This is a genomic window from Desulfosporosinus acidiphilus SJ4 (genome assembly GCF_000255115.2).
Taxonomy (GTDB): domain Bacteria; phylum Bacillota; class Desulfitobacteriia; order Desulfitobacteriales; family Desulfitobacteriaceae; genus Desulfosporosinus; species Desulfosporosinus acidiphilus.
Genome location: NC_018068.1, coordinates 1,197,689 through 1,218,580, shown reverse-complemented (window position 1 = coordinate 1,218,580; position 20,892 = coordinate 1,197,689). Strand labels below are relative to the sequence as shown.

Sequence of the window (20,892 nt, the reverse complement as noted above, 5' to 3'; positions counted from 1 at the left end):
TCCTTTCATATAGAACTGTAGAGGGGGATGGCCAGTCACCTGGCCACCCAATACCTTTTATTTTGTAGCTCTGATTTTAGCGATGATATCTTTGAATTCAGAACCGTATTTGTCGTATAAAGGTTGAACTGCCTTTTGCCATTCTGAAACATCGACTTGGCTGATAGTATTACCATGAGCAGTAACTTCTTTTTTAGCTTTGTTTTCCAATTGAGTCCAGGAGGAACGTTCTGCGGCTTGAGAATCCTTAGCAGCTTGCATAATTAACTTTTGGTCATCCGCTGAAAGTTTATTCCAAGAAGTTTGGCTGGCTAAGAGGATTTCAGGAGTCCGGGTGTGATCGTCTTCCGTAAAATATTTGGCGACTTGATAATGGTTAGTGGAGTAATAACTTGGCCAGTTGTTCTCTGCTCCGTCGATAACACCTGTTTGCAGAGCACCATAAACATCGCCATAAGCCATCGGGGTAGGTGAAGCACCCAGAGCCTTCACCAGATCAATATACATGGGAGATTGCTGAACACGAATCTTCATGCCTTTTAAATCACTGGGATGAACTACCGCATGTTTGGAATTATAGAAGCTTCTGGCTCCAGAGTCATAATAGGTTAAACCAACCATTTTGGCCGTAGTTAACGTAGAAAGGATTTGATCTCCAATGGGTCCATTAAGGACATTCCACATTTGCTGACTGGAGTTAAAAAGATAGGGTAAATTTAAAACATTAAGCTGTTTATCAAAGCTGGCCAAAGGTGAAGCATTGATCCGAGCAAAATCGATAGCCCCAAGTTGAACTTGTTCAGCGACTGTAGCCTCGTCACCTAACTGGGCATTAGGATAAACTGTAACCGTAATCCGGCCATTACTGCGTTGCTTAACGAGATCTGCAAACTTTTGATCCCCAACAACTGTCGGATAATTGGTGGGCTGGTCATCCGCTAAACGCAAGGTAAGATGAGCGCCGCTTGAAGCACTCCCAGTGCTGCCGGTATTTTGACCCGTTGAGGTGCCACAGGCTGTAAGAGTTAACATAGCCGCAACCGTCAATCCAACAATTGCCAATCGTTTAGCTTTTTTCATTTTCACTATTATTTCCTCCTCAAACGTTTGTATCTTTATATTTCCCAAAAAAATGAAATTAATAACACTTTAGGTAACGGTTTTGTTAATCGGTTTCTAAAAGCGTAAAAAATTATTACCACATTTGTGGGGGAATAATTTTTATCTTAGCAAGCTTGTTGATCCCCGTAAAATCAATTCCGAAGGTAATTCCAGCAATTTCGGTTTGGCCTTACGTCGTTTACCCATAATTCGAGTGATCAGCATTTTAGCGCTCTCAACTCCAATCATGTAAGAAGGCTGAGAAATCGCTGTTATTCCAGGAGGAATTAGTGTTGCCCACCCCATATCATCATAACCGCAAACACCCAAATCCTCTGGCATGGTTAAATTTAATTTACGAATTTCTTGGAGAAGATTGAGCAAGGTTACGCCATTGACAGCCATAACTGCTTGTTTGTTTGTTTCACCTGTCAAGCGAAAGCGTTGCAGGGCATCCACAATGGATTTTGGATTGCTGTTATCTATGATATAGACAAGGTCATGAGCATCAACCTTTTTAGACAATTGATAAGCATGCAAAAATGCATTCTGTCGGATATGACGGGAACTGCTCCAATTAGTTTCCTCGGTAAAGAAGGCTACTCGTTGGAAGCCAACGTCGAAAAGATATTGAACAGTCTGCGTTGTCATCTCGAAATTGTTACTCGTTACAGTATCAAACTTCAATTCGGGAAGGGCACGGTCTGTCAAAACAATAGGTAAGCCCTGTTCTTGAAGGGAAAGCAAATAATCAATATTTTGACCTGTACTGTTGACGATTAAGCCTTCAATTCGATTATCAATCAAGGATTGAATGTACTTCTTTTCAAGCTCAGGCTCATTGTCCGTATTGGCAATAATTATTTGATAGCCCTTTCTTTGACAATAATCGCCAATCCCTTTAAGTACTATTGCAAAAAAAGGATTGGTAATGTCTGATATTATAGCGCCGATCAATCCACTCTTGTTAGATTTTAAACCTCTGGCCAAATTATTTGGCCTATAACCTAATGTTTCAACAACCTCTTCAATACGTTTACGTGTTTCTTCGGACATAAATTCAAAATGACCATTTAAATAGCGGGAAATCGTTGTTTTCGAAACCCCCGCTTTGCTTGCGACTTCATCAATGGTCGTTTTCGTTTGCTTAATCTTAATTCCACCTCCTCTCAATGACACCCATGTCATTGTCATTCTTAATAGTTTGTAGAAATCAGTTTTGTAAACCGGTTTACATCAACATAATAATAATCCTCAAGATTTTTGTCAATATACATTTTTTAAACAATTCAGCTTTCATAATATAAACTCGGCTGTTATCTGACTGTTACAAAGCAGGTAATACCAGTGTTTCCGTAAATCAAATTCATCATACAATTTTCTTTAGCTGCATTAACGTAACAGAATCTCAGGCTTCTTAGCTCCTAGCTCTTATACCGAAATTGTTACGGGTCCAACTCTGTAATGTATACAATGTTTTTTGCAAAACCATCTAGACGCAAGAGAGATAACTCCTTATAATAACCGTAATGAGCAAAGGCGCTCTCGAATTAATTTCGAGGGCGCCTTATTTATTCAAGCAAAGACGCTTGGGCAAAATGTCCGAGTGTCTTCTTCTATTTTAAGGAGGTGATTCTGTCGGCGCAATATCTGTTCATATGGTTAGCGGTATCCTTAACGCTACCCAGGGTATGCGTGTAAAACCTGAAGACGAAATAGCCGGGTTGGACATTCCGGAAATGGGGATGCTGGCATATCCTGAATTCGTCATGCAGTCTTCTACCGGAGAATAGTCTCTGGCATTAACTAACAACTGTTTGGCGAAACCCATAAATGAAAGGGGAATTTCCTATGAAGAAAATAGAGGCTATTATCCGACCGGGTAAATTGGATGAGATAAAAGATGCCTTGGCAGCGGCAGGAATTTTAGGTATTACGGTAACTCATGTCCTCGGTTTTGGTCGTCAAAAAGGCTATACACAAATCTACCGGGGTCAAGAGGTAGTTTCACATTTACTTTCAAAGATAAAAATAGAGATTGTCACATTGGATGACAAATTAGATGAAGTCATTGATATTATTGTTAAAACCGCACGTACCGGTCAGGTAGGCGACGGGAAACTATTTATCCAAAACGTGGACGAAGTCATTCGTATTCGTACCGGTGACAAAGGCGAGAAAGCTATTTAGTTATGGAGTTAGCAATTGATCCGGCATTATCAGTCAAATTCTTGCCTCTAATATAGGTGGGACCGCAACTTTGATCGGTGATCCTCCGAATATTATGATTGGCAGTGCAGCCGGGTTGAGTTTCATAGATTTCGCCGCAATCTTTTCATACCCATAACGGTTATTTTTCTAGCAACCATGTTAATTCTAAAAATTATTTACCGCAAAAAACTGGTAGTAACGGAACTTTCCACGGCGCGCATCATGAATCTACAAGAACTGGAAGCCATTAAGGATTATGCTTTGTTGAAAAATCACTAGTTGTCCTAGCTGTTACGATTCTGGGTTTCCTTTTACTATGAAAGCCTCAAAACTGAGCACTAAAACACAACATAGGCACTTCGCTTCTTTAAAATAGCGAAGTGCCTATCGATTTGTCTCCCGTGGATAATATCCCTTAAATCATAGTCTCCCCATCATAAGATGAGATAATCTTGTATAAATCAGGCCGCCTGTCGCGGAAGATTCCCCATTCTAATCGCTGCGTCTCCAATAATTCTAAATCAAACTCCGTCACAAGAACAGTCTCCTCTGAACGGCCGGCTTCAAGAAGCTTATTCCCTTGGGGGCCCGCAATGAAGGAAGAACCGTAGAAAGTTATATTGGAATCATCATCTTCTTCAACTCCAACCCGATTGGAGGCGATCACTGGAACCAAATTAGCTGCAGCATGGCCTAACATACAGGCCTGCCAGTGATCCCGGGAATCAATAGAACCATCTTGCGGCTCAGAACCTATGGCAGTGGGGTAAAATAACAGTTCAGCACCCATTATGGCCATACAGCGCGCTGCTTCGGGATACCATTGATCCCAACACACCCCAACCCCGATCCTGGCATAGCGGGTCTTCCACACTTTAAACCCCGTATCTCCGGGATTAAAGTAAAATTTCTCTTCATATCCGGGACCGTCCGGTATATGACTTTTCCGATACTTTCCTAATATTTCTCCATCAGCGTCAATAATAGCCAAAGAATTGTAACGAGCGTTGTTTTTCTTTTCATAAAAGCTAATGGGCAAGACTACCTGAAGCTCTTTAGCAACCTTTTGAAAATGCAGCACTGCCTTATTCTCTTCCAATTCTGAGGCATAACTATAATACTTCGCTTTCTCCTTTTGGCAAAAATACGGTGTTTCAAAGAGTTCTTGCAGTAAAATAATTTGAGCTCCCTTTCCGGCTGCTTCACGAACCAGCCGATCTGCTTTAGCTATATTTTCAGCCAAGTCAGCAGAACAACTCATTTGGGTGGCAGCGACCTTTACAGTTCTCATATTAATTCCTTTCTTAAATTCCAGTATTCCCAACCGGCATCTGCTGGGTGGTGCAATGAACATTGCCGCCTTCACTGATAACAGCCATGCCATTAATGGTACGAATCCTCCGTTCCGGAAAAACTTCACTCAAGGTTAATTTCGCTAAATGATCTGTCTCAGCTGCCGAACCGCCAAAAACCGGGAGAATGATTCCCCCGTTCACAAAATAGAAATTGAGATAGCTTAAAGTTAGACGCCCCCCTGTCTTGGGATCGACTACTTTTGGAGGCTGTTTGATAGGGATAATTTCGAAAGGTCTTCCCTGGGCATCGGTTTCCCGCTGAAGTAACTTCAAGTTTGTCTGGGTAATCTCATAATTTCCATCCTCAGGATCATTACAGAGCTGCAAAAGAATTTTGCCTGGTGCCGCAAAACAGGCTAAGTTATCCACATGACCGTCCGTCTCGTCTCCATCCAATCCCTTTTTCAGCCAGATTACTTTATGGACATTCAGATAACTTTTTAGTTTATTTTCAATCTGCTCCTTTGTCAGTTCTGAATTTCGGTTCTGATTAAGAAGACACTCTTCGGTGGTCAAAAGAGTACCTTCTCCATCAACATGAAAAGAGCCTCCTTCCATTACAAAAGGAGCATCAAAGCGTCTTACTTCTAAAAACTCTAAGAGCCTAGCAGCCACTTGATCATCTAAATCCCAAGGTTTGTATTTTCCGCCCCAGGCATTAAACCGCCAATTTACACCGGCAAGATTTCCTAAGTCATTGACCAAAAACGTTGGACCGTTATCTCTAAGCCAGGCATCATTGTGTTCAATTACTAAGATCTCAATTCTCTCGTCGGCAAAACCTAGAGATAGAGTTTTTGAATCAGAGGGGTTTGCAATAACGGATATGGGCTCAAATTCGGCAATAGCTTTAATTATCTCCGAATAGCCCTTGCACACGGTTTCATAATCCTCCGGATGACACATAGATTCGCGAACAGGCCAAGAAATAAAAGTCCGCCTATGTTCAGACCATTCAGCAGGCATACGGTAATTTAAATCTATAGGATACATTACATTCCCTCGCATATCGTTCATTCGCATTTTATCCCCATCTACAAGGGGCTGTACCAAAAGTTGTAGCCCTGATTGTATTCCCACATTTGCTTCCCTTATCATTAAAGAAAGGTGTTGTCACTCCACTCTAGAAGTGAAATGATAACGCCTTTGGCTATTTGAACTCACTTTGGGTTTTTCGGGTTACGTTTTTACACAGTCCCTTAATCCTTCGATTTCTTCAGTAGGGTTAGAGTCCCCCAACGAAGTCCCAAGGTCAGCATTAGCTGAATGAGTTCATTCCTTTTATTCTACTTCATCATTCTGAGAAGATAAAGCAATTTTTATGGATAATAGTTTGAATCGAAAGGCATGAAAACTTTTAGTTCATATTTAAATAATAAAAAACCAGCAATTTCTCTAAACTATTTTTCTCTTTTTTTCGACATATTTATTAAGTATACTTAGCTCATGAAGTATACAAGAAATTCTTCGTTATGTAAATTACTGGTATCTATGTTAGTATTATTCAGCAATTACCTCCTGATTTGGAAAACAATTCGCATTTACATTCCTTAAATTTTCTCTTTTTAAAGTTGCCTCAACAGTTTCTAGGAAATAATCTAAATCAAGAGGTTTACTTAAGAGATCACGGACACCTAAACTTCGTGCAGCATCTTCAAAATCATCTTCCGCACTGATCATAATCACCGGAATATGTTTGGCCCTTTCATCCTGAACCAGTTGTGCTAATACCTGCAGCCCTGTCATCCCAGGCATGCTCTGGTCCAGAAGAATCAAGGCAGGTCTGGGAACAGACGTTGCAAGACTCAAACACTCTGAACCGCTTGCCACCGCCTTCACCTGATACCCTGATTCTTCCAAAGCCTTTTGGATAAAAAGTCTAACCGCAAATTGATCGTCAACAACAAGTATATATTGCGACAATTTTCTCTCTCCTTAACATAATGTCCGTTATATTACACAACTTAACTTAAATTTGATTTTTTACTACATTACTTTCACATTGTATAACTATTTGTACGTATTTTCAATATAATTACACACACACAGTCGCTAAGATGTTTCAAGTGACTACCTTAAAATTGGAAGAGGAGGTGATAGAGTGTCTAACATTCAAGAGGTTGTCGGAAAAAACATAAAGTTATTCCGCCAGACTAAGGGACTTACACAAGAAAGACTCGCAGAACTTGTTAACGTCAGCACTTCATATATCGGTTATCTTGAACGAGGCCTGAGGTCTCCTTCATTAGACCTCTTAGCAAGGATAGGCACTGCCCTGGATGTTGAACCAACCGTATTGCTTGCTGGTTCTTCAGAAGAGACCGAACCCATACTCAAAAAACTTAATGCTCTTCTGATAGGAAAAGATCCGATCCCGATTAATTTTTTATATGAAGTTGCTGTCGCCTATTTTGAATCTCTTAAATAACAATTAGCAGTGAATTACAATATTCAACATCAAATTAAAAAACAAATCATTACTATACAGTTATTAACGAATCCATTGTTTTTCTTCCTTACTATCTAAGTACGTAAAGAGAACTTGACTGGCGCTAAGCTCTGGCACAGGGGCCAATGTGCTGCACTTATGCTTGAACGAAAACACTGTCTCGCACGTAGAGCCTTCTTGCAGTATACAACCGAAAATTATACTTTAGGATAGTACAATAAGGGGCTTTATGACTGCACATAAAGCCCCTGAGTTCAAATACATACCCTAGGATCGGTTTCGCAGATAGTTCTTAAGAATAGATCACTTAATCAATCTCAGCCATAGGATAGGAACCCAGAAATTTGTAGAAATTCGTTTTACGCTGAATCATGGTTAAGGCATCGCGGACGTCAGGATCAGACATATGCCCATCAATGTCAATAAAGAAGATGTAACGTCCAAGCTGACCACGTGAGGGGCGTGATTCGATTTTTGTCATATTAATATCCCATAAATTAAAAATATCCAAGATGCACGCTAAACTCCCTGGCTTATGTTCCGTAGAGAAAACTATAGAAGTCCTATTTCTAGCCGCTGGGAGACGGCTCGTCTCATTGCCCGCCACCACAAAGCGAGTGAAGTTATTATCGTTATCTTGAATATCTCGCAGAACTACTTGAAGACCGAATTTATCCGCCGCTGCTTCCGGTCCGATGGCTCCTGCAGTCCTTCCCGCCCTCTGAGCTTGTCGAGCACCCTCAGCATTACTGCTGGTCAAATACAATTTTGCCTGGGGTAAATGAGTATCTAAAAAGAGGCGGCATTGCCCTGCAGATTGGGGATGAGTATATACCTCAGTAATATCTTGCCATTTTGCGCCAGGGGTAACCATCAATGTTTGAGAAATTCGAAGGATAAGTTCGTCAATTATCTTCAAGTTAACTTCCCAAGCTAAGACATCCAAAACGATATTAACTGAACCCTCTATAGAATTTTCAAAGGGAATTACCGCTAAATCCAAATCACCGCGCTGCACTGCTAAAAGAGTATCACGAATATTAGGCATAGCGTTTAAATCCGCTTCCTGTTTATTATGAAGATAATGCAGAGCAGCCTGTTGGGTAAAGGTTCCTTCCGGTCCAAGATAACCTATTTTAAGCATAAAGCCCCCCTGTTCTGAATCGTATAACATACTGACGATCATATAAGAATTCTATTCTATTCTATTATAATTCTTCCTCATCCACCAAAGAGAACTTGTGCTAACTAAAGGTTAACTAATTATATCATTGTTATCTCTTCCCTGTCGAAGAAATAAAAATCTCCCCCATAGCAATAATTTGTGTTTTGCCATGGAGGATCGATTTTGAGCATTGTGGAATTGATTCGTTTGTTAAAATTTAATATATAAGAATTTATAACAGCCCAGTCGCAGCGTATGAACACCTTTCTATGACGCTGGAATGATTGTTGGCTTGATCAACGAAATACTCTGCCAGTTTAATTCCATCTTCTAACGTATCAAATATTAGAAGAGTATAACTAAATAATACTTTATTTTTTACGTGATAAGTGACATGGGGTATCTCACTTTTCTTGGCTAGTGAAGCCAAGACCGGCTTTCTTCCTATTCTCATTAGAATACTTAAAGCCTCCAGAGAAACGCATTTGCTAGTCATTGAAATGGATATCGCTTTTTGCATGTTACATTTGTTTGAAATTTTGGCATCTGAGATTAAGTTATGCTCTTCAAGCCACTCATTTTCCATTTTGTTATAAAGATCTCGTACTCCTTCAACAGCAAGAGTATATTTTCCGCGCAATGACTCAGGCATGCCATCAAACTCCACCGGGGTAACGCCAATAACTATGTTTCTCTTTTCCATCCTATCCCACCCCTTGTTATAAGTTATTTTTATACATAGAAATGCTTTTCGTATTACGAATAATAGTTAAAATGCTTTTTGTATTACGATTTTTTCTAAAATACTAACTCGGTATTTGGGGATAGACTTTTTTCAGTTAAGAAACATCGCCTCCTAATTCAAATCTTCAATTACCTAGAGGAATTATCTTTATTTTGGAAAACTTTTCTGTGTTAGTACCGAAGAAAAATTAATATTTAAATTATTCGTATTTATTTATTTTTTCACATTATAACACTCCGATATAATAAATTTCAATGGTTAATTGAGTCTTATGCTAGATCTTAGCGAGAGAATATTCCAATTTTCGCATTAAACTTCTTTATATTATATTGTCTTTCGATATTGCAGTTTTATTTTAGTCCCCATTCCAGCGATGTTCTCTCATTGATCTTTCAACTTGCCTTCAGGCCGCATACCGCGTACACTAAATAATGATCAAATACAATCCCTTAAGTCAAAAAAGCAAACAAGAGAGGATATTATGAACGCCGACCGCAGCACTTATTCTTCTAATAGCTCAAACCTCCCCGTACTTTCACGCAGCCTTCTTTTAATTCTGGCTGTCAGTTGCGGATTGTCCGTTGCCAACTTATATTACAACCAACCTTTGTTAGCGGACATGGCCCAAACTTTTCACTTATCTGCCGCTCAAATTGGAAGCATTTCTATGCTTACGCAATTAGGCTATGCCTTGGGACTTTTTTTATTTGTCCCTTTAGGAGATATTAAAGAAAAAAAGTCTCTAATTGTTATCTTACTGGGCGCAGTAACCCTTTCCCTATTGTTTGTTGCTTCATCTAATAATTTGACTATGTTAGGAGCCGCCAGTTTCGCTGTCGGAACAACAACTGTCGTACCTCAAATCATAGTCCCTCTGGCCGCCCAGCTGGCAGCCCCGAACCAACAAGGTCGAATCGTTGGGATCGTCATGAGCGGTTTGTTTTTTGGAATTCTCTTAGCGCGAACCATCAGCGGAATCATCGGCAGCATATGGGGCTGGCGTACCATGTTTTATATCGCGGCCTGTTTGATGTTGGTTTTAGCTCTAATGCTGTGGGGAGTTCTGCCAAAGACCGGATCTAATTCACGTTTATCTTACGGTCAGACTCTTAAATCCTTAGGAGGATATATCACCCAACTGCCTTTGTTACGCGAAGCTTCTCTGATGGGCGGACTCCTCTTTGGAACTTTCAGTGTCTTTTGGACAACCTTAGCCTTCTTTATAAAGCAACCGCCATATTATTATGGCACCGAAATTGCCGGCCTATTTGGCTTAATCGGAGTTGCAGGCGCCTCATTTGCTCCTATTGCCGGACGTTTGGCGGATAAAAAAGGCCCGCGAATTGTTGTCGGAATAGCCGCAGCAGTCACATTGCTTGCTTATTGTATCTTCTGGTTTCTAGGTCAGCAGTTGTGGGGCTTAATCCTTGGAGTTATCTTGTTGGACCTGGGCATCCAAAGTGCTCAAATATCAAATCAAGCACGGGTGTATGCTTTGATCCCTGAAGCAAAAAGCAGGCTGAACACAATTTATATGGTAAGTTACTTTATTGGAGGATCATTTGGGTCTTTTCTAGGGATGCATGCTTGGAGTCTCTGGCAGTGGAAGGGCGTTTGCCTCAGCGGCAGTCTGCTCATTCTTGCCAGTTTAATCACTTGGGGAATAGGCCGCAAAAACAATATAAATAAAAACAATATAAATAAGGATAATTAAACCCTATACTGTTAAAACTTTATGCAGCTTTTTTGAGCACATTAGAAATACTAATAACTTTTGTATTAGCTGCAAGTACTAATAATAAAGCGTTTTCAAAGGAGAAAGGCGTGAAAGAACTATGTTGGATCTTGCGATCATCGGCGGCCTTGTTGTAGATGGATCAGGAACCCCCCCGGAAATATTGGATCTTGGAATTATGAATGGCAGGATCGCAGAGATAAAACGGGACCTGTCATCGGCTTCGCCTGCTGCTCAGGTGATTAATGCCGAAGGGCATATGGTTACACCGGGTTTTATTGACGTCCACAGTCATTGCGACTTAGTACCGTTTACTTCCGGTTCCATTCGGGAAAGTCGAATACGCCAAGGTGTTACTACGGAGATTGCAGGCCAATGCGGCCTCGGTCCTGCCCCTTATTCCTCAGGGATGGAAGCTTGGCGCAGCTACCTTACACCGATCCTGGGACAGGGTCCGCAAAATTGGAATTGGCCCGTTTTTTCAACATTTCTTCATGATATCCAACGATCTGCCAAAACTAATAACGTTGCTTATCTCCTAGGCCACGGGGCAGTACGCGCCAAAGTTTTAGGGTTGAATAACCATTTGCCTTCTGCCAAAGACCTGGCCAATATGTGCTCCCTCGTAGCTGAAGCCATGTCGGCAGGAGCGCTGGGGATTTCCTATGGCTTAGCATACTTGCCGGGCATGTTCGCATCTCACGAAGAGCTTGTTGCTCTAAGTTCTGTCGTGGCATCTCATGACGGCATCATGATGATCCACATTCGAAGTCATTCTCTTCAAGTCCGGGAAGCAATGACTGAGGCCCTTAAAATCGCCCAAGAATCCGGAGTTAAATTGCAAATTTCTCATATGCGTTCCTATGCCAACCGCCATTTCGGCATTTCAGGTCCAGAACTCATCCACATGGTGGAAAAAGCTCGCTCGGAAGGGATCGACGTCACATTTGATGAACACCCCTATCAGGCGGGAAGCACTCTGCTTTCTCAGGTTCTTCCGCCTTGGGCCAAGGAAGGCGGAAGCCCGGAAATTATTAAAAGACTAAAAGACCCAGTTCTCAGGACAAGACTGAAAAATGAACTTAAGGAAGATGGACCTGAATATCCAGGTTGGGATAACTTTGTTGGTATGGTAGAATGGCCTAATATCATGATAAGCTCCACCTTCAAAGAACAAAACAAATGGGCTGAGGGGCTTAGAGCTGATCAACTAATCTCCCGGCACTTCCAAACGGTAAAAGCACCTGCGGAGGACGTTATTGATCAGATCGCAAAGCTCTTGATCAGTGAGGACTGCCAAAGTTCTATGGTTATGCATCATTTATTTGCCGAAGAAGATATGGTCACCTTACTCCAACATCCTTTATGTCAAATAGGATCTGACGGCATTCCCACCGGAAAACCTCATCCTCGCCTATTCGGGACCTTTCCTAAGTTTCTGGGGGAATATGTACGGGAGAAAAAGCTCTTAACTTGGGAAGAAGCGATTAAAAGAGTTACAGGGACCCCTGCACAGCGCTTAAACTTAAGGCAAAAAGGCCTAATCAAAGAAGGATATTCCGCTGATCTTGTTATTTTCAACCCCGATGAAATTAATATACTCGAAGATTACAACAACCCTGAACAACCCCTGCAAGGCATAGATTATACAATTCTTAACGGCCGGATTGTTTTAGCTAAAGGTGAACTCTTAAGTCCAAGTGAAGGGCAACTAATAGTTCGTTAGGGACACTCGGCCGATCCACACTGCAGGGGTCTGCTTAATCAGTTGCAGTGCGGCGATAAGCTCGTCCGCTTATCGTCTGGCCAGCGGTCCCCTCTCGCCGTCCTTGGCTTCGAGGACACTCGGCCGTCCTGGCCAGCGGTTCACATCAGGTACTGCCCTGAGGTTCGGCACGAAAATGTCCGGTGGACATTTTCGCTCGAAACGGTCATTTCCAAAGAAAACATATCCGCTGAAGATAGCTCCCGCGCAATTGAGTGGGCTAGCCTCGGAATGTCGGGGGAATGGTGTGGGCGAAGCTGCCCGACCCGAAGGCATGACCTGTTCTCATCATCCGCTGATGCTCCGCAATGGCATGGCGGGCTGCCCCAATAATACTGGGTAAAAAATCCAAGGATTCCCCCCTCACTGACATCATTGGGAGAACCCTTGGATTTTGTTTTGTTTATCTATCATTGGGCTTCATTAAATATCTCGTTTCGAGAACCTTCGAATTGCCAAGGCAAGAAAACCTATGATATAAAGAGCAGTATAAATCAGCATATTATTGCTTGGTTCGGAGCTGCTCCCAAAGGGGCCCAAAAAGAAAGTAGAAAAATTTATTCCGGCGGCCGAAAGGACCGAGGATACAATTTTACGGTAGAGAGAATCAGCCGGCATGATTAAACTGGAGATGATCCCCATTTGGAGAAGAGTTTGGTTCTTCAGCATGAAACCGATTTGCTCAATCATACCGCCCATGACTCCCAGCATATAGAGCATGAAAACGACGATTCCATTGGCTAACGTTGAAAGAAACGTTGTTCCGTACAGAGTCAAAGCAAGAAGCACTAACGGTTGACAGGCATAAAGGAAAACAGTGCCAGGCCTCAGTACAACAGACAGGCCCGTCGTTTGCTGAAGTATTACGATGACGGTGACATAGAAAATAACAGCAAAGCTCATCAGCAGTACAGCATAACCTAAGAATTTTCCCAGCAGGATCTCCGCACGCCGTATGGGACGGGGGATAATTGCCAGGATAATCCCATTCTCGATTTCCAGGGAGACCGATCCCACCGAAGACATTATGGCTAGGAAGGAAATGAGAAAGCTGCCAAAAAACAACCCCAAGGAAAGAAACTGGGGGATAATCATGGCACGCAAGGCCGAACCTTCAGCAGACATGTTTTGAAAGGCATAATGGACTCCGGTTCCGAAAAGGGCTAAAAACAAGATCGAAAGCAAGATTGTAACATGGAGAATTCGGCGTCGAACCACTTCCTTGAGAGTGAGCCGCAGGATGGTTAACATGAGCCATCCCCCTCCCCCCCAATTAGTGTAACATAAAGATCCTCCAGAGAAGTATGCCTGGTTGTCAGGGAATATAGCTCTCCACCCTGTTTGACAACTTCAGTCGCCAGGCGTGGTATATCCGAACGATTTTCAAGGGTCATTTGAATGCCTTTGCCGTCTCTCTTAATAGCTTGACTCATTGCAGATAGCCCTCGAAACAACTCATCTGTCATACCTTCGATGACCATTTCCACTTCTGTGGTCTTAGACAAAAGTTCCTCCAGGGTCCCTCCCAGTAAAATATGCCCATCCTTAATAATCTCTACGCGGTCGCAAATCATCTCAACTTCGCTCAGCAAATGGCTGTTTAGAAAAACTGTTTTCCCCCGCTCCCGCAATTTCAGCATTATTTCTCGCACTTCCCGCCGGCCCAAGGGATCCAGGGCTGAAGAAGGTTCATCAAGAAACAAGAGTTCCGGATCGGGAAGTAAAGCACAGGCCAAACCGATTCTCTGCTGCATGCCTTTACTGTAAGAACCGACTTTAAGGGTTTCTTTTCCCCACAAACCGACTAATTTTATGACCTCAGGAATCCTCTCTTTTTTTTGCGCCGAGGTCATCTTGGCTAAAGACGCGTGAAAAGAAAGCAGTTCTTCTCCGGTTAACCAGGGTTGATAGCGAAACGTCTCCGGCAGAAAACCTATCTTTTTTCTGGCTTCGATACTTCCCAAAGGAAAACCCAGAAGTTTCGCAGTCCCTGAAGTTGGTGTCAGCAAGCCAACCAGCATTTTGACCAATGTACTTTTACCGGCACCATTGGGGCCAAGGAATCCGAAGATTTGCCCCTGATCAATGGAGAGGCAAATCTTCTCACAGCCAATTTTAGTGCCATAACGTTTGGTTAGATTGAACGTTTCTAAAATCATTCCATTTGTATCCCCTAACTACTTCTTGGTATCCCTATTTACTTTAGAGAATTAGCCAGCCCTAAGCCTTGTTCTTCTGTAAAGTTCCCGGCAAGAGCATAAATTACCCCGTTATTTTGCCAGAGAAGTGCATTCCGCTCAGAATTTGACTCCTTATTTGTGCCCTGGGGCGCACTCATATAAACTCCCTGGGAACCGTCAACAGTCACTGTTTGACTTGAGCCGTTAAAACTGGGGATGATAAAGGTATGCTGCCAATCATTCACTGAGGCTAATTGTTTTCTTAAATTATCCGGCAGAAAGGGAAGAGCTAAGATGGCATCTCGAATTGTATCCACATCTTGAGAGGGAGCCGTCAGTTGAGGACTGCGTGTTTGGGTAAGCATAAGATTTTGATTTTCCGGTCCCACATAGGAAGCACTGATTACCACGGGTATCGCTGCAGTGAAGGTTTTACCGTTAATTGAATCTGGAAGTAATGTTGTCGCTCCAAAACTTTTTAAGACATCGTTCGTTTTGTGAGTATCCAAAGTAAAGTCCAGAGTAGTTCCCGCGGTTCGTTGAATATGTTTTAAGGTATATCCGTTCGTCAAACTTTGGGGAACAAGCAGGGGGAAATCTACAGATTCTTTAGCCTCAGCAAGAGTAACTCCGCCATTCGCACCCGATTGTCTCATATCGACATGTCCAAGATCACCCAATGCTACTTTCCCCGCACCTTTGCGCATGGTTTTTTGAATTTGCGCGAGGTCATTGCTGTCAATAGAGACAGTCTGGAAGTTATTTACACGGAAAATACTCAATAAATCACTGGCCAAAGCACGCACCGGTGCAAAACTCAAACTGAATGAAACAGCTAAAATGACAGCCGCGGCTGCGGTTGCGGTACGGTATTTTCTTAACATAGTTAATACTCCTTTCTTTTTGCCAAGAGTCTTCTGCAAATTAAGCCATACTTTATCCTGATGATTCAGTTCTTGGGAACCGAAATAAGGCAAGAGTATTTGCTCAGTAAATTGTTGATTATCCATAAGTTGCTGCAGTTTCTTTCGACATCCTGCACAACCGGTCAGGTGCCTGTCAATTTCCTCCCGCTCAGAGTCTTTGAGCTCATGATCTAAGTAAGCCTGAAGCATACCTGAATCGTAACACATTAATCATCCCTCCCTTTGAGTTTGAGATATTCAGCCTTAAATCGCTCTTTAGCTCTGGCCAATATCGTCCCCACCGACGTTTCTTTAACCTCAATCGCCTGGGCGATTTCAGAATAACTCATTCCCGAAAGGCGAAGGGTAAGGCATACTCGGTCCCGCTCCGATAAGGAATGTAAGGCTTGGCTGATTACATTTTTTTCTTCCTCCTCTTCAAGGCGAAGTTCCGGTTCTGTAATCAGAGGCAGTTCCAGATGAGATTCTCGCACAGCCCTGCTTTTCTCCCGGTGCAGGTAATTAAACGCTAAATTTTTAGCAACCTGCGTCAACCATCCCCCAACATTATCAAAATCACGGGGAGGGGTGAGATAGAACCTAAGAAAGGTTTCTTGAGCAATGTCCTCCGCGGTTGAACGATTACTTAAGAAACAAGTGAGCAGACGATAAACTCTAAGATAGTGTTTTTCAAAGATGTTTTTAAACTCTTTGTTGTTGAGAGAAGGTTTCTTTTCGGCGAACAGAACCGGCACCTCCAGAACGTTAAGGTTAAGTAACTACTTATATAACAAATATGAAAGCTATTTTGTGACAGTTGAAAATAAATTTCTAGTGTGAATTATTTAATTGCGCATATATTTATCCTGAAAGTCAATTGTTCTAACCTTATATTTAACTTAAGAATGCTATAATAAGCATATTATCACATTACATAACATCTTATATTTTTTGCTTGGTTCTACTGCAAATATTCCCAGAAACAAAAGGAGGCAGAAATTTACGTGAACAACAGTCACAGTCATACTACCAGTACCAGCACTACCTTTTCCCGTTCGCGCCGCTTATGGACCGCATTCATTTTAGGAGCTTTATCTGCCTTCGGGCCATTGTCCATCGATATGTACTTACCTTCACTCCCTATCTTAACCAGAGATTTGCACACCAGCACCTCTCTGGCCCAATTTAGCCTGACGGCTTGTCTTCTCGGACTCGCTTTCGGACAATTAGTATCAGGCTCGCAGAGTGACGTTCGCGGACGGCGCATCCCCTTATTGATAGGACTTGCCGGTTACACCGTCTCATCCTTGTTATGCGCAGTCAGTCCCTCCATCTGGACGCTGATTTTACTCCGCTTCATTCAGGGTTTCGCCGGTTCTGCCGGTATCGCTATTTCGAGGGCTGTTGTGAGGGATCTCTATTCGGGTTCGGAAATGACAAGATTCTTTGCTCTTTTGATGTTAATCAATGGCGTAGGACCTATTGTTGCGCCAATTATTGGCGGACAGCTTTTAGAATTCACTTCATGGCGGGGAGTATTTCTTGTTCTGACGGTCGTTGGAATTATCATGCTCCTGGCAGTGTTTTTCTCCTTACCAGAGACCTTGCCTTCTGAACACCGCTCAGAGGCGGGGCTAATGAATATTCTACTCACTTTCCGCGGTCTAATGGGAGACAGAGTTTTTATGGGATATGCTTTGCCTCAAGGCCTTGTCATGGCCGCTATGTTTGCCTATATCTCCGGTTCCCCTTTTGTTATCCAAGATATTTTCGGAGCATCTCCCCAATTGTTCAGCCTGTTTTTTGCCATTAACGGTCTGGGGATAATCATTGCCGGCCAAATCACCGGCAGACTGGCAAGCCGCATTGCCGGAACGAAACTTTTTTCCACAGGTCTCATCTTGGCTGCTCTGGGAGGCTTGTGTTTACTCACAACAATCCTCCTGAGGGCAGGACTGACTGCCATTTTAATTCCCTTATTTTTGGTGGTTTCAAGCGTGGGAATCGTCACAACAGCCGGCTCTTCATTGGCCATGGAAAATTACGGTCATTCGGCGGGCAGTGCCTCAGCCTTGCTAGGATTATTTTCTTTTGTTATCGGTGCCGTAGTTGCACCGCTTGTAGGGCTTGGAGGCGGAAATACAGCAGTACCTATGGGGAGTGTCATTGCCGTTGCGGAGGTTGGGGCAATTCTCTGTTACATCGTGTTGAGAGAAAAGAGGCAAAATCAGTAAGGATTGAGCCTCGATACAGGATGTTTCTACTTTTCATGTTTATTCACTACTTTTATAACTAATTGTCAGCATTTTTCCAGCCTAGGACTGCAAATCAACTGGATTATTTGGAAATACTAATCATCAGATTATAATTCCGGACGAGGAGCAGTCTATGACTAGGAAAAAAATTACCGTTTTGTTTAGTATTTGCATCGTCATCTTCATAAGTGGATTTATACTGCTTACCCGTAACACCAAACCGCTTACTCCCCGGAACATTTCTTTAGATTCGGGAGGAGCGAAAACTCAATCTCAGAGCAGCTCCGAAATCACAACAAACAGACAGGATAAAGCAACTCAGACGATGGTTAATCCCAAATACTCAAACGAGGACAGCCTAAATCCCGACGATGTTTCCAACCGTGTTGTTGTAAAGCTCAGCCCCGGAACCGACCCTGACACATTAGCCAAAATGTTTAAAGCTGAAATCGTAAGAAAAGGGCCCCTCCAATTCGTCACCTTAGCCCTTCCCGCCAACCAATATCAGAGCATCGTCGAACAACTTAAGAAAACAAGCGGAGTTTTGAGTGTTGAGCCGGTTCGAGTCATCAAAACAACGGCAGTGAAAACTATGAGCACTAATCCCACGGACCCCTTATATCCGCAGCAATGGGGACTCGGCAAGATCGAAGCACAAAAGGCCTGGAGTTTAGGATATACGGGCAATGGGATTATCGTCGCTGTGGTGGATACGGGAGTCGATTTAAATCACCCCGACTTAAAGGACAATATCTTACCCGGCTATAACGCCATCACCGGAGTTGCCGGCAGCACAACAGCTCAGGATCAAAACGGCCACGGAACCCACGTTTCCGGGATCATCGCCGCCGAAGCAAACGGAATTGGCATTGTCGGCGTTGCCTACAATGCCAAAATCTTACCCGTAAAAGCTTTGACCAAGCAAGGGGAAGGAACCGACGACTGTATTGCCGATGGCATCGCCTGGGCCGCTGATCACGGTGCAAAAATCATCAATCTTAGTTTGGGCTCGGACAGCGAGGGAGACGTCCTAAAAGAAGCCATCCAGTATGCTTCTGCTAAAGGATGTTTAATCGTCGCGGCCGGAGGAAATCAAGAAGACAATTTAACTACCATTGCCTACCCAGCGGCTGACCCGTTGGTAATGGCTGTGACAGCTACAGACACCACGGATACAATTGCCCCATTTTCTCTGCCAGGCCCTTCGGCTGCTCTGGCAGCCCCCGGAGTCGATATTACAAGCGACTATTGGCAGTATTCTTCGGACTACGCTTCCTTAGACGGCACTTCTATGGCCTCGCCCTTTGTTTCAGGAGTCGCTGCTCTAGTTTGGGGCGCCTACCCCAACTTAAGTTCTCAACAAGTGAAAGTCGCTTTAGAAAATTCTTCTTTAGACTTAGGCCCCGCCGGTCGAGATAATTCCTACGGTTATGGACGAGTCGATGCCTATTGGGCAATACGCTTCGCGGGCAAGTCACCATCCTTTACTTCTCCTGCAAATCTTGATTGGGCAGGCGGTTCGGTGCAAGGGGGAACAACCACTACCTCGGTAACATTGACAATTCCTAATCGTGCTTTCGGTCTAAATCCTACGCTAAATACCACTGTATCAATCGGGCAAGCCTCCGATGTCTCCGACCTTCCTCCCGGAATTTTGCCGTTGGGAGATGCAATTTCCCTCCAATGGAACGGAACTCCTGCAAAACTTCTGGGGTTAAACATATCCTCTGCCGCCAGCCCACCTGATTCAAGCCGTGTAGGGTACATTTTTCACTGGTCCGGGTCACGCTGGATTTTGATCGGTGGAGGAGTTAAAACCTCAACCGTCACTGCCGGAATTACGGAGCCGGGAGTTTATCGCGTTGGTTTTTCCTTACCACCGGAAAACCAGCGTATTGCCGGATACGACAAAATTCAGACTGCCCTGCAAATTTCCCAGACTGAATTCCCCAATGGAGCGGATACGGTAATCTTAGCTACTGCCAATGATTTTTCTGACGCTCTCAGCGGCGTGCCCCTGGCCTTCAAAGTTCATGGTCCTATTCTCCTGACAACTCCTGCTCAGTTGCCCGAAGCTGTATTAATGGAACTTCAGCGTTTGGCCCCCAGGAAAATTATCCTTCTGGGAGGAACCGCTGTCATTTCCCAAACAATTGAACAGCAGCTTCAGACGTCTTATTCACTGCAGCGTCTTGCCGGAGTTACCCGTTATGGGACTGCGGCTCAAATCGCCTCTGCTCTTGGAACTCTTGGAAGGGCTGTTCTAGTCAACGGAACCAGCTTTCCCGATGCCATTTCCATCGCGCCCATTGCCGCTCAGCAAGGAATACCTATTCTTTTAACTGAGGCCGATTCCTTGCCTTCAGAAACCGATACCATCATGCGGCAGCTTCTTATCACCGAAACAACGGTTGTCGGCGGAGAAGCCGTTGTGACTCCAACTGTATACAGCAGCCTGCCAACTGCCACGCGATTCTCCGGATCTACCCGCTATGACACTGCTGCCGCCGTCTTACAAGCCTTCCCTCCTCAAGGAAACTTTGTATTTATGGCAACGGGCGAAAACTTTCCGGATGCCCTCACAGGTGGAGTTGTAGCGGCTATGAACCAAACAAACCTGGTTATTATCCCGTTAACGGGTCCTAGTTCCCCGGAACTAGCCGCTATCAAAACCTGGCAGGGAAAATCCGTCTACGTCTTTGGAGGTGCGGCGGTTGTACCTGATACAGTCATAAAGCAGATTAATGGGATTTTCCAGTAAAGGACTCTTTAGTTTAACAGAGTGAACTCGTTCAGCTAAAGCTGAACATCGGGGCTTCGGTACGAAAGTGTCCTGTGGACAGTTTCGCCAAAACGCCTAGCCAATAACAAATGCTATCACGCTGAAGGATGGATTCCCCCCACCGAAACAGAGAACGGGGATCACTCCCACTTATAGAAGTGAGAGTCTCACGATTGGATCAAAGGGTGAGACCGTGCAATCCATTATGAGCTTTGAGTTCCTCAGCCAACTAATTAGGGTTGTA

20 protein-coding genes are annotated in these 20,892 nt (G+C 43.5%); 8 read left to right on the top strand and 12 right to left on the bottom strand.

Annotated features, from left to right (window positions below; translation table 11 throughout):
- Positions 1-57 precede the first annotated feature (57 nt).
- Positions 58-1,080, bottom strand: a complete 1,023-nt coding sequence (locus tag DESACI_RS05535) for a TRAP transporter substrate-binding protein (protein ID WP_174270332.1) — start codon at positions 1,078-1,080, stop codon at positions 58-60.
- A gap of 141 nt (positions 1,081-1,221) precedes the next feature.
- Positions 1,222-2,289 carry a LacI family DNA-binding transcriptional regulator gene (locus DESACI_RS05530; protein WP_014826186.1) on the bottom strand — a complete coding sequence of 356 codons (1,068 nt, stop codon included), beginning with the start codon at positions 2,287-2,289 and terminating at the stop codon, positions 1,222-1,224.
- Between the two features lie 470 nt (positions 2,290-2,759).
- Between DESACI_RS05530 and DESACI_RS25370 the strand changes: the two genes are divergently transcribed.
- The 3 genes from DESACI_RS25370 (at position 2,760) to DESACI_RS25650 (ending at position 3,448) form a co-directional block, all read left to right on the top strand.
- Positions 2,760-2,894 carry a hypothetical protein gene (locus DESACI_RS25370; protein WP_282434154.1) on the top strand — a complete coding sequence of 45 codons (135 nt, stop codon included), beginning with the start codon at positions 2,760-2,762 and terminating at the stop codon, positions 2,892-2,894.
- A gap of 58 nt (positions 2,895-2,952) precedes the next feature.
- Positions 2,953-3,291 (top strand): P-II family nitrogen regulator, encoded by a 339-nt coding sequence (locus DESACI_RS05525; RefSeq protein WP_014826185.1) that lies wholly within the window; start codon positions 2,953-2,955, stop codon positions 3,289-3,291.
- A gap of 70 nt (positions 3,292-3,361) precedes the next feature.
- Positions 3,362-3,448 carry a hypothetical protein gene (locus DESACI_RS25650; protein ID WP_345788491.1) on the top strand — a complete coding sequence of 29 codons (87 nt, stop codon included), beginning with the start codon at positions 3,362-3,364 and terminating at the stop codon, positions 3,446-3,448.
- A 279-nt stretch (positions 3,449-3,727) separates the two neighbouring features.
- On the opposite strand, the gene aguB is transcribed toward DESACI_RS25650, so the two are convergent.
- The 3 genes from aguB to DESACI_RS05510 all read right to left on the bottom strand — a co-directional run bounded on the left by aguB (position 3,728) and on the right by DESACI_RS05510 (position 6,590).
- Positions 3,728-4,603 (bottom strand): N-carbamoylputrescine amidase, encoded by an 876-nt coding sequence (gene aguB / locus DESACI_RS05520; RefSeq protein ID WP_014826184.1) that lies wholly within the window; start codon positions 4,601-4,603, stop codon positions 3,728-3,730.
- A gap of 13 nt (positions 4,604-4,616) precedes the next feature.
- The gene (locus tag DESACI_RS05515; RefSeq protein ID WP_014826183.1) at positions 4,617-5,660 is read right to left on the bottom strand and encodes an agmatine deiminase family protein; all 1,044 of its coding nucleotides are present in this window, start codon (positions 5,658-5,660) and stop codon (positions 4,617-4,619) included.
- 507 nt (positions 5,661-6,167) lie between these two features.
- Positions 6,168-6,590: a response regulator gene (locus DESACI_RS05510; protein ID WP_014826182.1), complete on the bottom strand. Its 423-nt coding sequence runs from the start codon at positions 6,588-6,590 to the stop codon at positions 6,168-6,170.
- Between the two features lie 178 nt (positions 6,591-6,768).
- On the opposite strand from DESACI_RS05510, the gene DESACI_RS05505 reads away from it, so the two are divergent.
- Positions 6,769-7,095 carry a helix-turn-helix domain-containing protein gene (locus DESACI_RS05505; protein WP_014826181.1) on the top strand — a complete coding sequence of 109 codons (327 nt, stop codon included), beginning with the start codon at positions 6,769-6,771 and terminating at the stop codon, positions 7,093-7,095.
- 328 nt (positions 7,096-7,423) lie between these two features.
- Here the strand turns inward: DESACI_RS05505 and pheA are convergent, their stop codons facing one another.
- Positions 7,424-8,260, bottom strand: coding sequence for a prephenate dehydratase (gene pheA / locus DESACI_RS05500; RefSeq protein WP_014826180.1), 837 nt, complete (start codon positions 8,258-8,260; stop codon positions 7,424-7,426).
- Positions 8,261-8,513: 253 nt separating this feature from the next.
- Positions 8,514-8,984, bottom strand: coding sequence for a hypothetical protein (locus tag DESACI_RS05495; protein WP_014826179.1), 471 nt, complete (start codon positions 8,982-8,984; stop codon positions 8,514-8,516).
- A 523-nt stretch (positions 8,985-9,507) separates the two neighbouring features.
- On the opposite strand from DESACI_RS05495, the gene DESACI_RS05490 reads away from it, so the two are divergent.
- Together DESACI_RS05490 and DESACI_RS05485 are read left to right on the top strand one after the other, a co-directional pair.
- A complete protein-coding gene (locus DESACI_RS05490; protein ID WP_014826178.1) occupies positions 9,508-10,740 on the top strand; it encodes an MFS transporter in 1,233 nt (410 codons plus the stop codon).
- 121 nt (positions 10,741-10,861) lie between these two features.
- The gene (locus tag DESACI_RS05485; protein WP_014826177.1) at positions 10,862-12,487 is read left to right on the top strand and encodes an N-acyl-D-amino-acid deacylase family protein; all 1,626 of its coding nucleotides are present in this window, start codon (positions 10,862-10,864) and stop codon (positions 12,485-12,487) included.
- 259 nt (positions 12,488-12,746) lie between these two features.
- Here DESACI_RS05485 and DESACI_RS24430 read toward each other — a convergent pair whose 3' ends face one another.
- Genes DESACI_RS24430 through DESACI_RS05465 form a run of 5 tightly spaced genes read right to left on the bottom strand, consistent with a single transcriptional unit; the run spans position 12,747 to position 16,366 of the window.
- Positions 12,747-12,902, bottom strand: coding sequence for a hypothetical protein (locus DESACI_RS24430; protein WP_158310146.1), 156 nt, complete (start codon positions 12,900-12,902; stop codon positions 12,747-12,749).
- A 47-nt stretch (positions 12,903-12,949) separates the two neighbouring features.
- Positions 12,950-13,777, bottom strand: coding sequence for an ABC transporter permease subunit (locus DESACI_RS05480; RefSeq protein WP_014826176.1), 828 nt, complete (start codon positions 13,775-13,777; stop codon positions 12,950-12,952).
- The gene (locus DESACI_RS05475; RefSeq protein WP_014826175.1) at positions 13,771-14,685 is read right to left on the bottom strand and encodes an ABC transporter ATP-binding protein; all 915 of its coding nucleotides are present in this window, start codon (positions 14,683-14,685) and stop codon (positions 13,771-13,773) included. Before DESACI_RS05475 ends, DESACI_RS05480 begins: the two co-directional genes overlap by 7 nt.
- A gap of 38 nt (positions 14,686-14,723) precedes the next feature.
- Positions 14,724-15,839, bottom strand: a complete 1,116-nt coding sequence (locus DESACI_RS05470; protein ID WP_014826174.1) for a zf-HC2 domain-containing protein — start codon at positions 15,837-15,839, stop codon at positions 14,724-14,726.
- The gene (locus DESACI_RS05465; protein ID WP_014826173.1) at positions 15,839-16,366 is read right to left on the bottom strand and encodes a sigma-70 family RNA polymerase sigma factor; all 528 of its coding nucleotides are present in this window, start codon (positions 16,364-16,366) and stop codon (positions 15,839-15,841) included. Before DESACI_RS05465 ends, DESACI_RS05470 begins: the two co-directional genes overlap by 1 nt.
- A 249-nt stretch (positions 16,367-16,615) precedes the next feature.
- Here DESACI_RS05465 and DESACI_RS05460 point away from each other — a divergent pair, with 249 nt between their 5' ends.
- On the top strand, positions 16,616-17,845 hold the full coding sequence (locus DESACI_RS05460) for a multidrug effflux MFS transporter (protein ID WP_014826172.1): 1,230 nt from the start codon (positions 16,616-16,618) through the stop codon (positions 17,843-17,845).
- Positions 17,846-17,999: 154 nt separating this feature from the next.
- Positions 18,000-20,627 (top strand): S8 family serine peptidase, encoded by a 2,628-nt coding sequence (locus DESACI_RS05455; protein WP_014826171.1) that lies wholly within the window; start codon positions 18,000-18,002, stop codon positions 20,625-20,627.
- The last annotated feature ends 265 nt before the right edge of the window (positions 20,628-20,892 follow it).

Excerpts from the sequence above, each read along its gene's own strand:
- DESACI_RS05475 (WP_014826175.1), bottom strand. The coding sequence starts at position 14,685 with ATGATTTTAGAAACGTTCAATCTAACCAAACGTTATGGCACTAAAATT.
- pheA (WP_014826180.1), bottom strand. The coding sequence starts at position 8,260 with ATGCTTAAAATAGGTTATCTTGGACCGGAAGGAACCTTTACCCAACAG.
- DESACI_RS05525 (WP_014826185.1), top strand. The coding sequence starts at position 2,953 with ATGAAGAAAATAGAGGCTATTATCCGACCGGGTAAATTGGATGAGATA.
- DESACI_RS05470 (WP_014826174.1), bottom strand. The coding sequence starts at position 15,839 with ATGTGTTACGATTCAGGTATGCTTCAGGCTTACTTAGATCATGAGCTC.
- DESACI_RS24430 (WP_158310146.1), bottom strand. The coding sequence starts at position 12,902 with ATGATGTCAGTGAGGGGGGAATCCTTGGATTTTTTACCCAGTATTATT.
- DESACI_RS05485 (WP_014826177.1), top strand. The coding sequence starts at position 10,862 with ATGTTGGATCTTGCGATCATCGGCGGCCTTGTTGTAGATGGATCAGGA.
- DESACI_RS05480 (WP_014826176.1), bottom strand. The coding sequence starts at position 13,777 with ATGTTAACCATCCTGCGGCTCACTCTCAAGGAAGTGGTTCGACGCCGA.
- DESACI_RS05515 (WP_014826183.1), bottom strand. The coding sequence starts at position 5,660 with ATGTATCCTATAGATTTAAATTACCGTATGCCTGCTGAATGGTCTGAA.
- DESACI_RS05495 (WP_014826179.1), bottom strand. The coding sequence starts at position 8,984 with ATGGAAAAGAGAAACATAGTTATTGGCGTTACCCCGGTGGAGTTTGAT.
- DESACI_RS25370 (WP_282434154.1), top strand. The coding sequence starts at position 2,760 with ATGGTTAGCGGTATCCTTAACGCTACCCAGGGTATGCGTGTAAAACCT.
- DESACI_RS05455 (WP_014826171.1), top strand. The coding sequence starts at position 18,000 with ATGACTAGGAAAAAAATTACCGTTTTGTTTAGTATTTGCATCGTCATC.
- DESACI_RS05490 (WP_014826178.1), top strand. The coding sequence starts at position 9,508 with ATGAACGCCGACCGCAGCACTTATTCTTCTAATAGCTCAAACCTCCCC.
- DESACI_RS05535 (WP_174270332.1), bottom strand. The coding sequence starts at position 1,080 with ATGAAAAAAGCTAAACGATTGGCAATTGTTGGATTGACGGTTGCGGCT.
- aguB (WP_014826184.1), bottom strand. The coding sequence starts at position 4,603 with ATGAGAACTGTAAAGGTCGCTGCCACCCAAATGAGTTGTTCTGCTGAC.
- DESACI_RS05530 (WP_014826186.1), bottom strand. The coding sequence starts at position 2,289 with ATGACATGGGTGTCATTGAGAGGAGGTGGAATTAAGATTAAGCAAACG.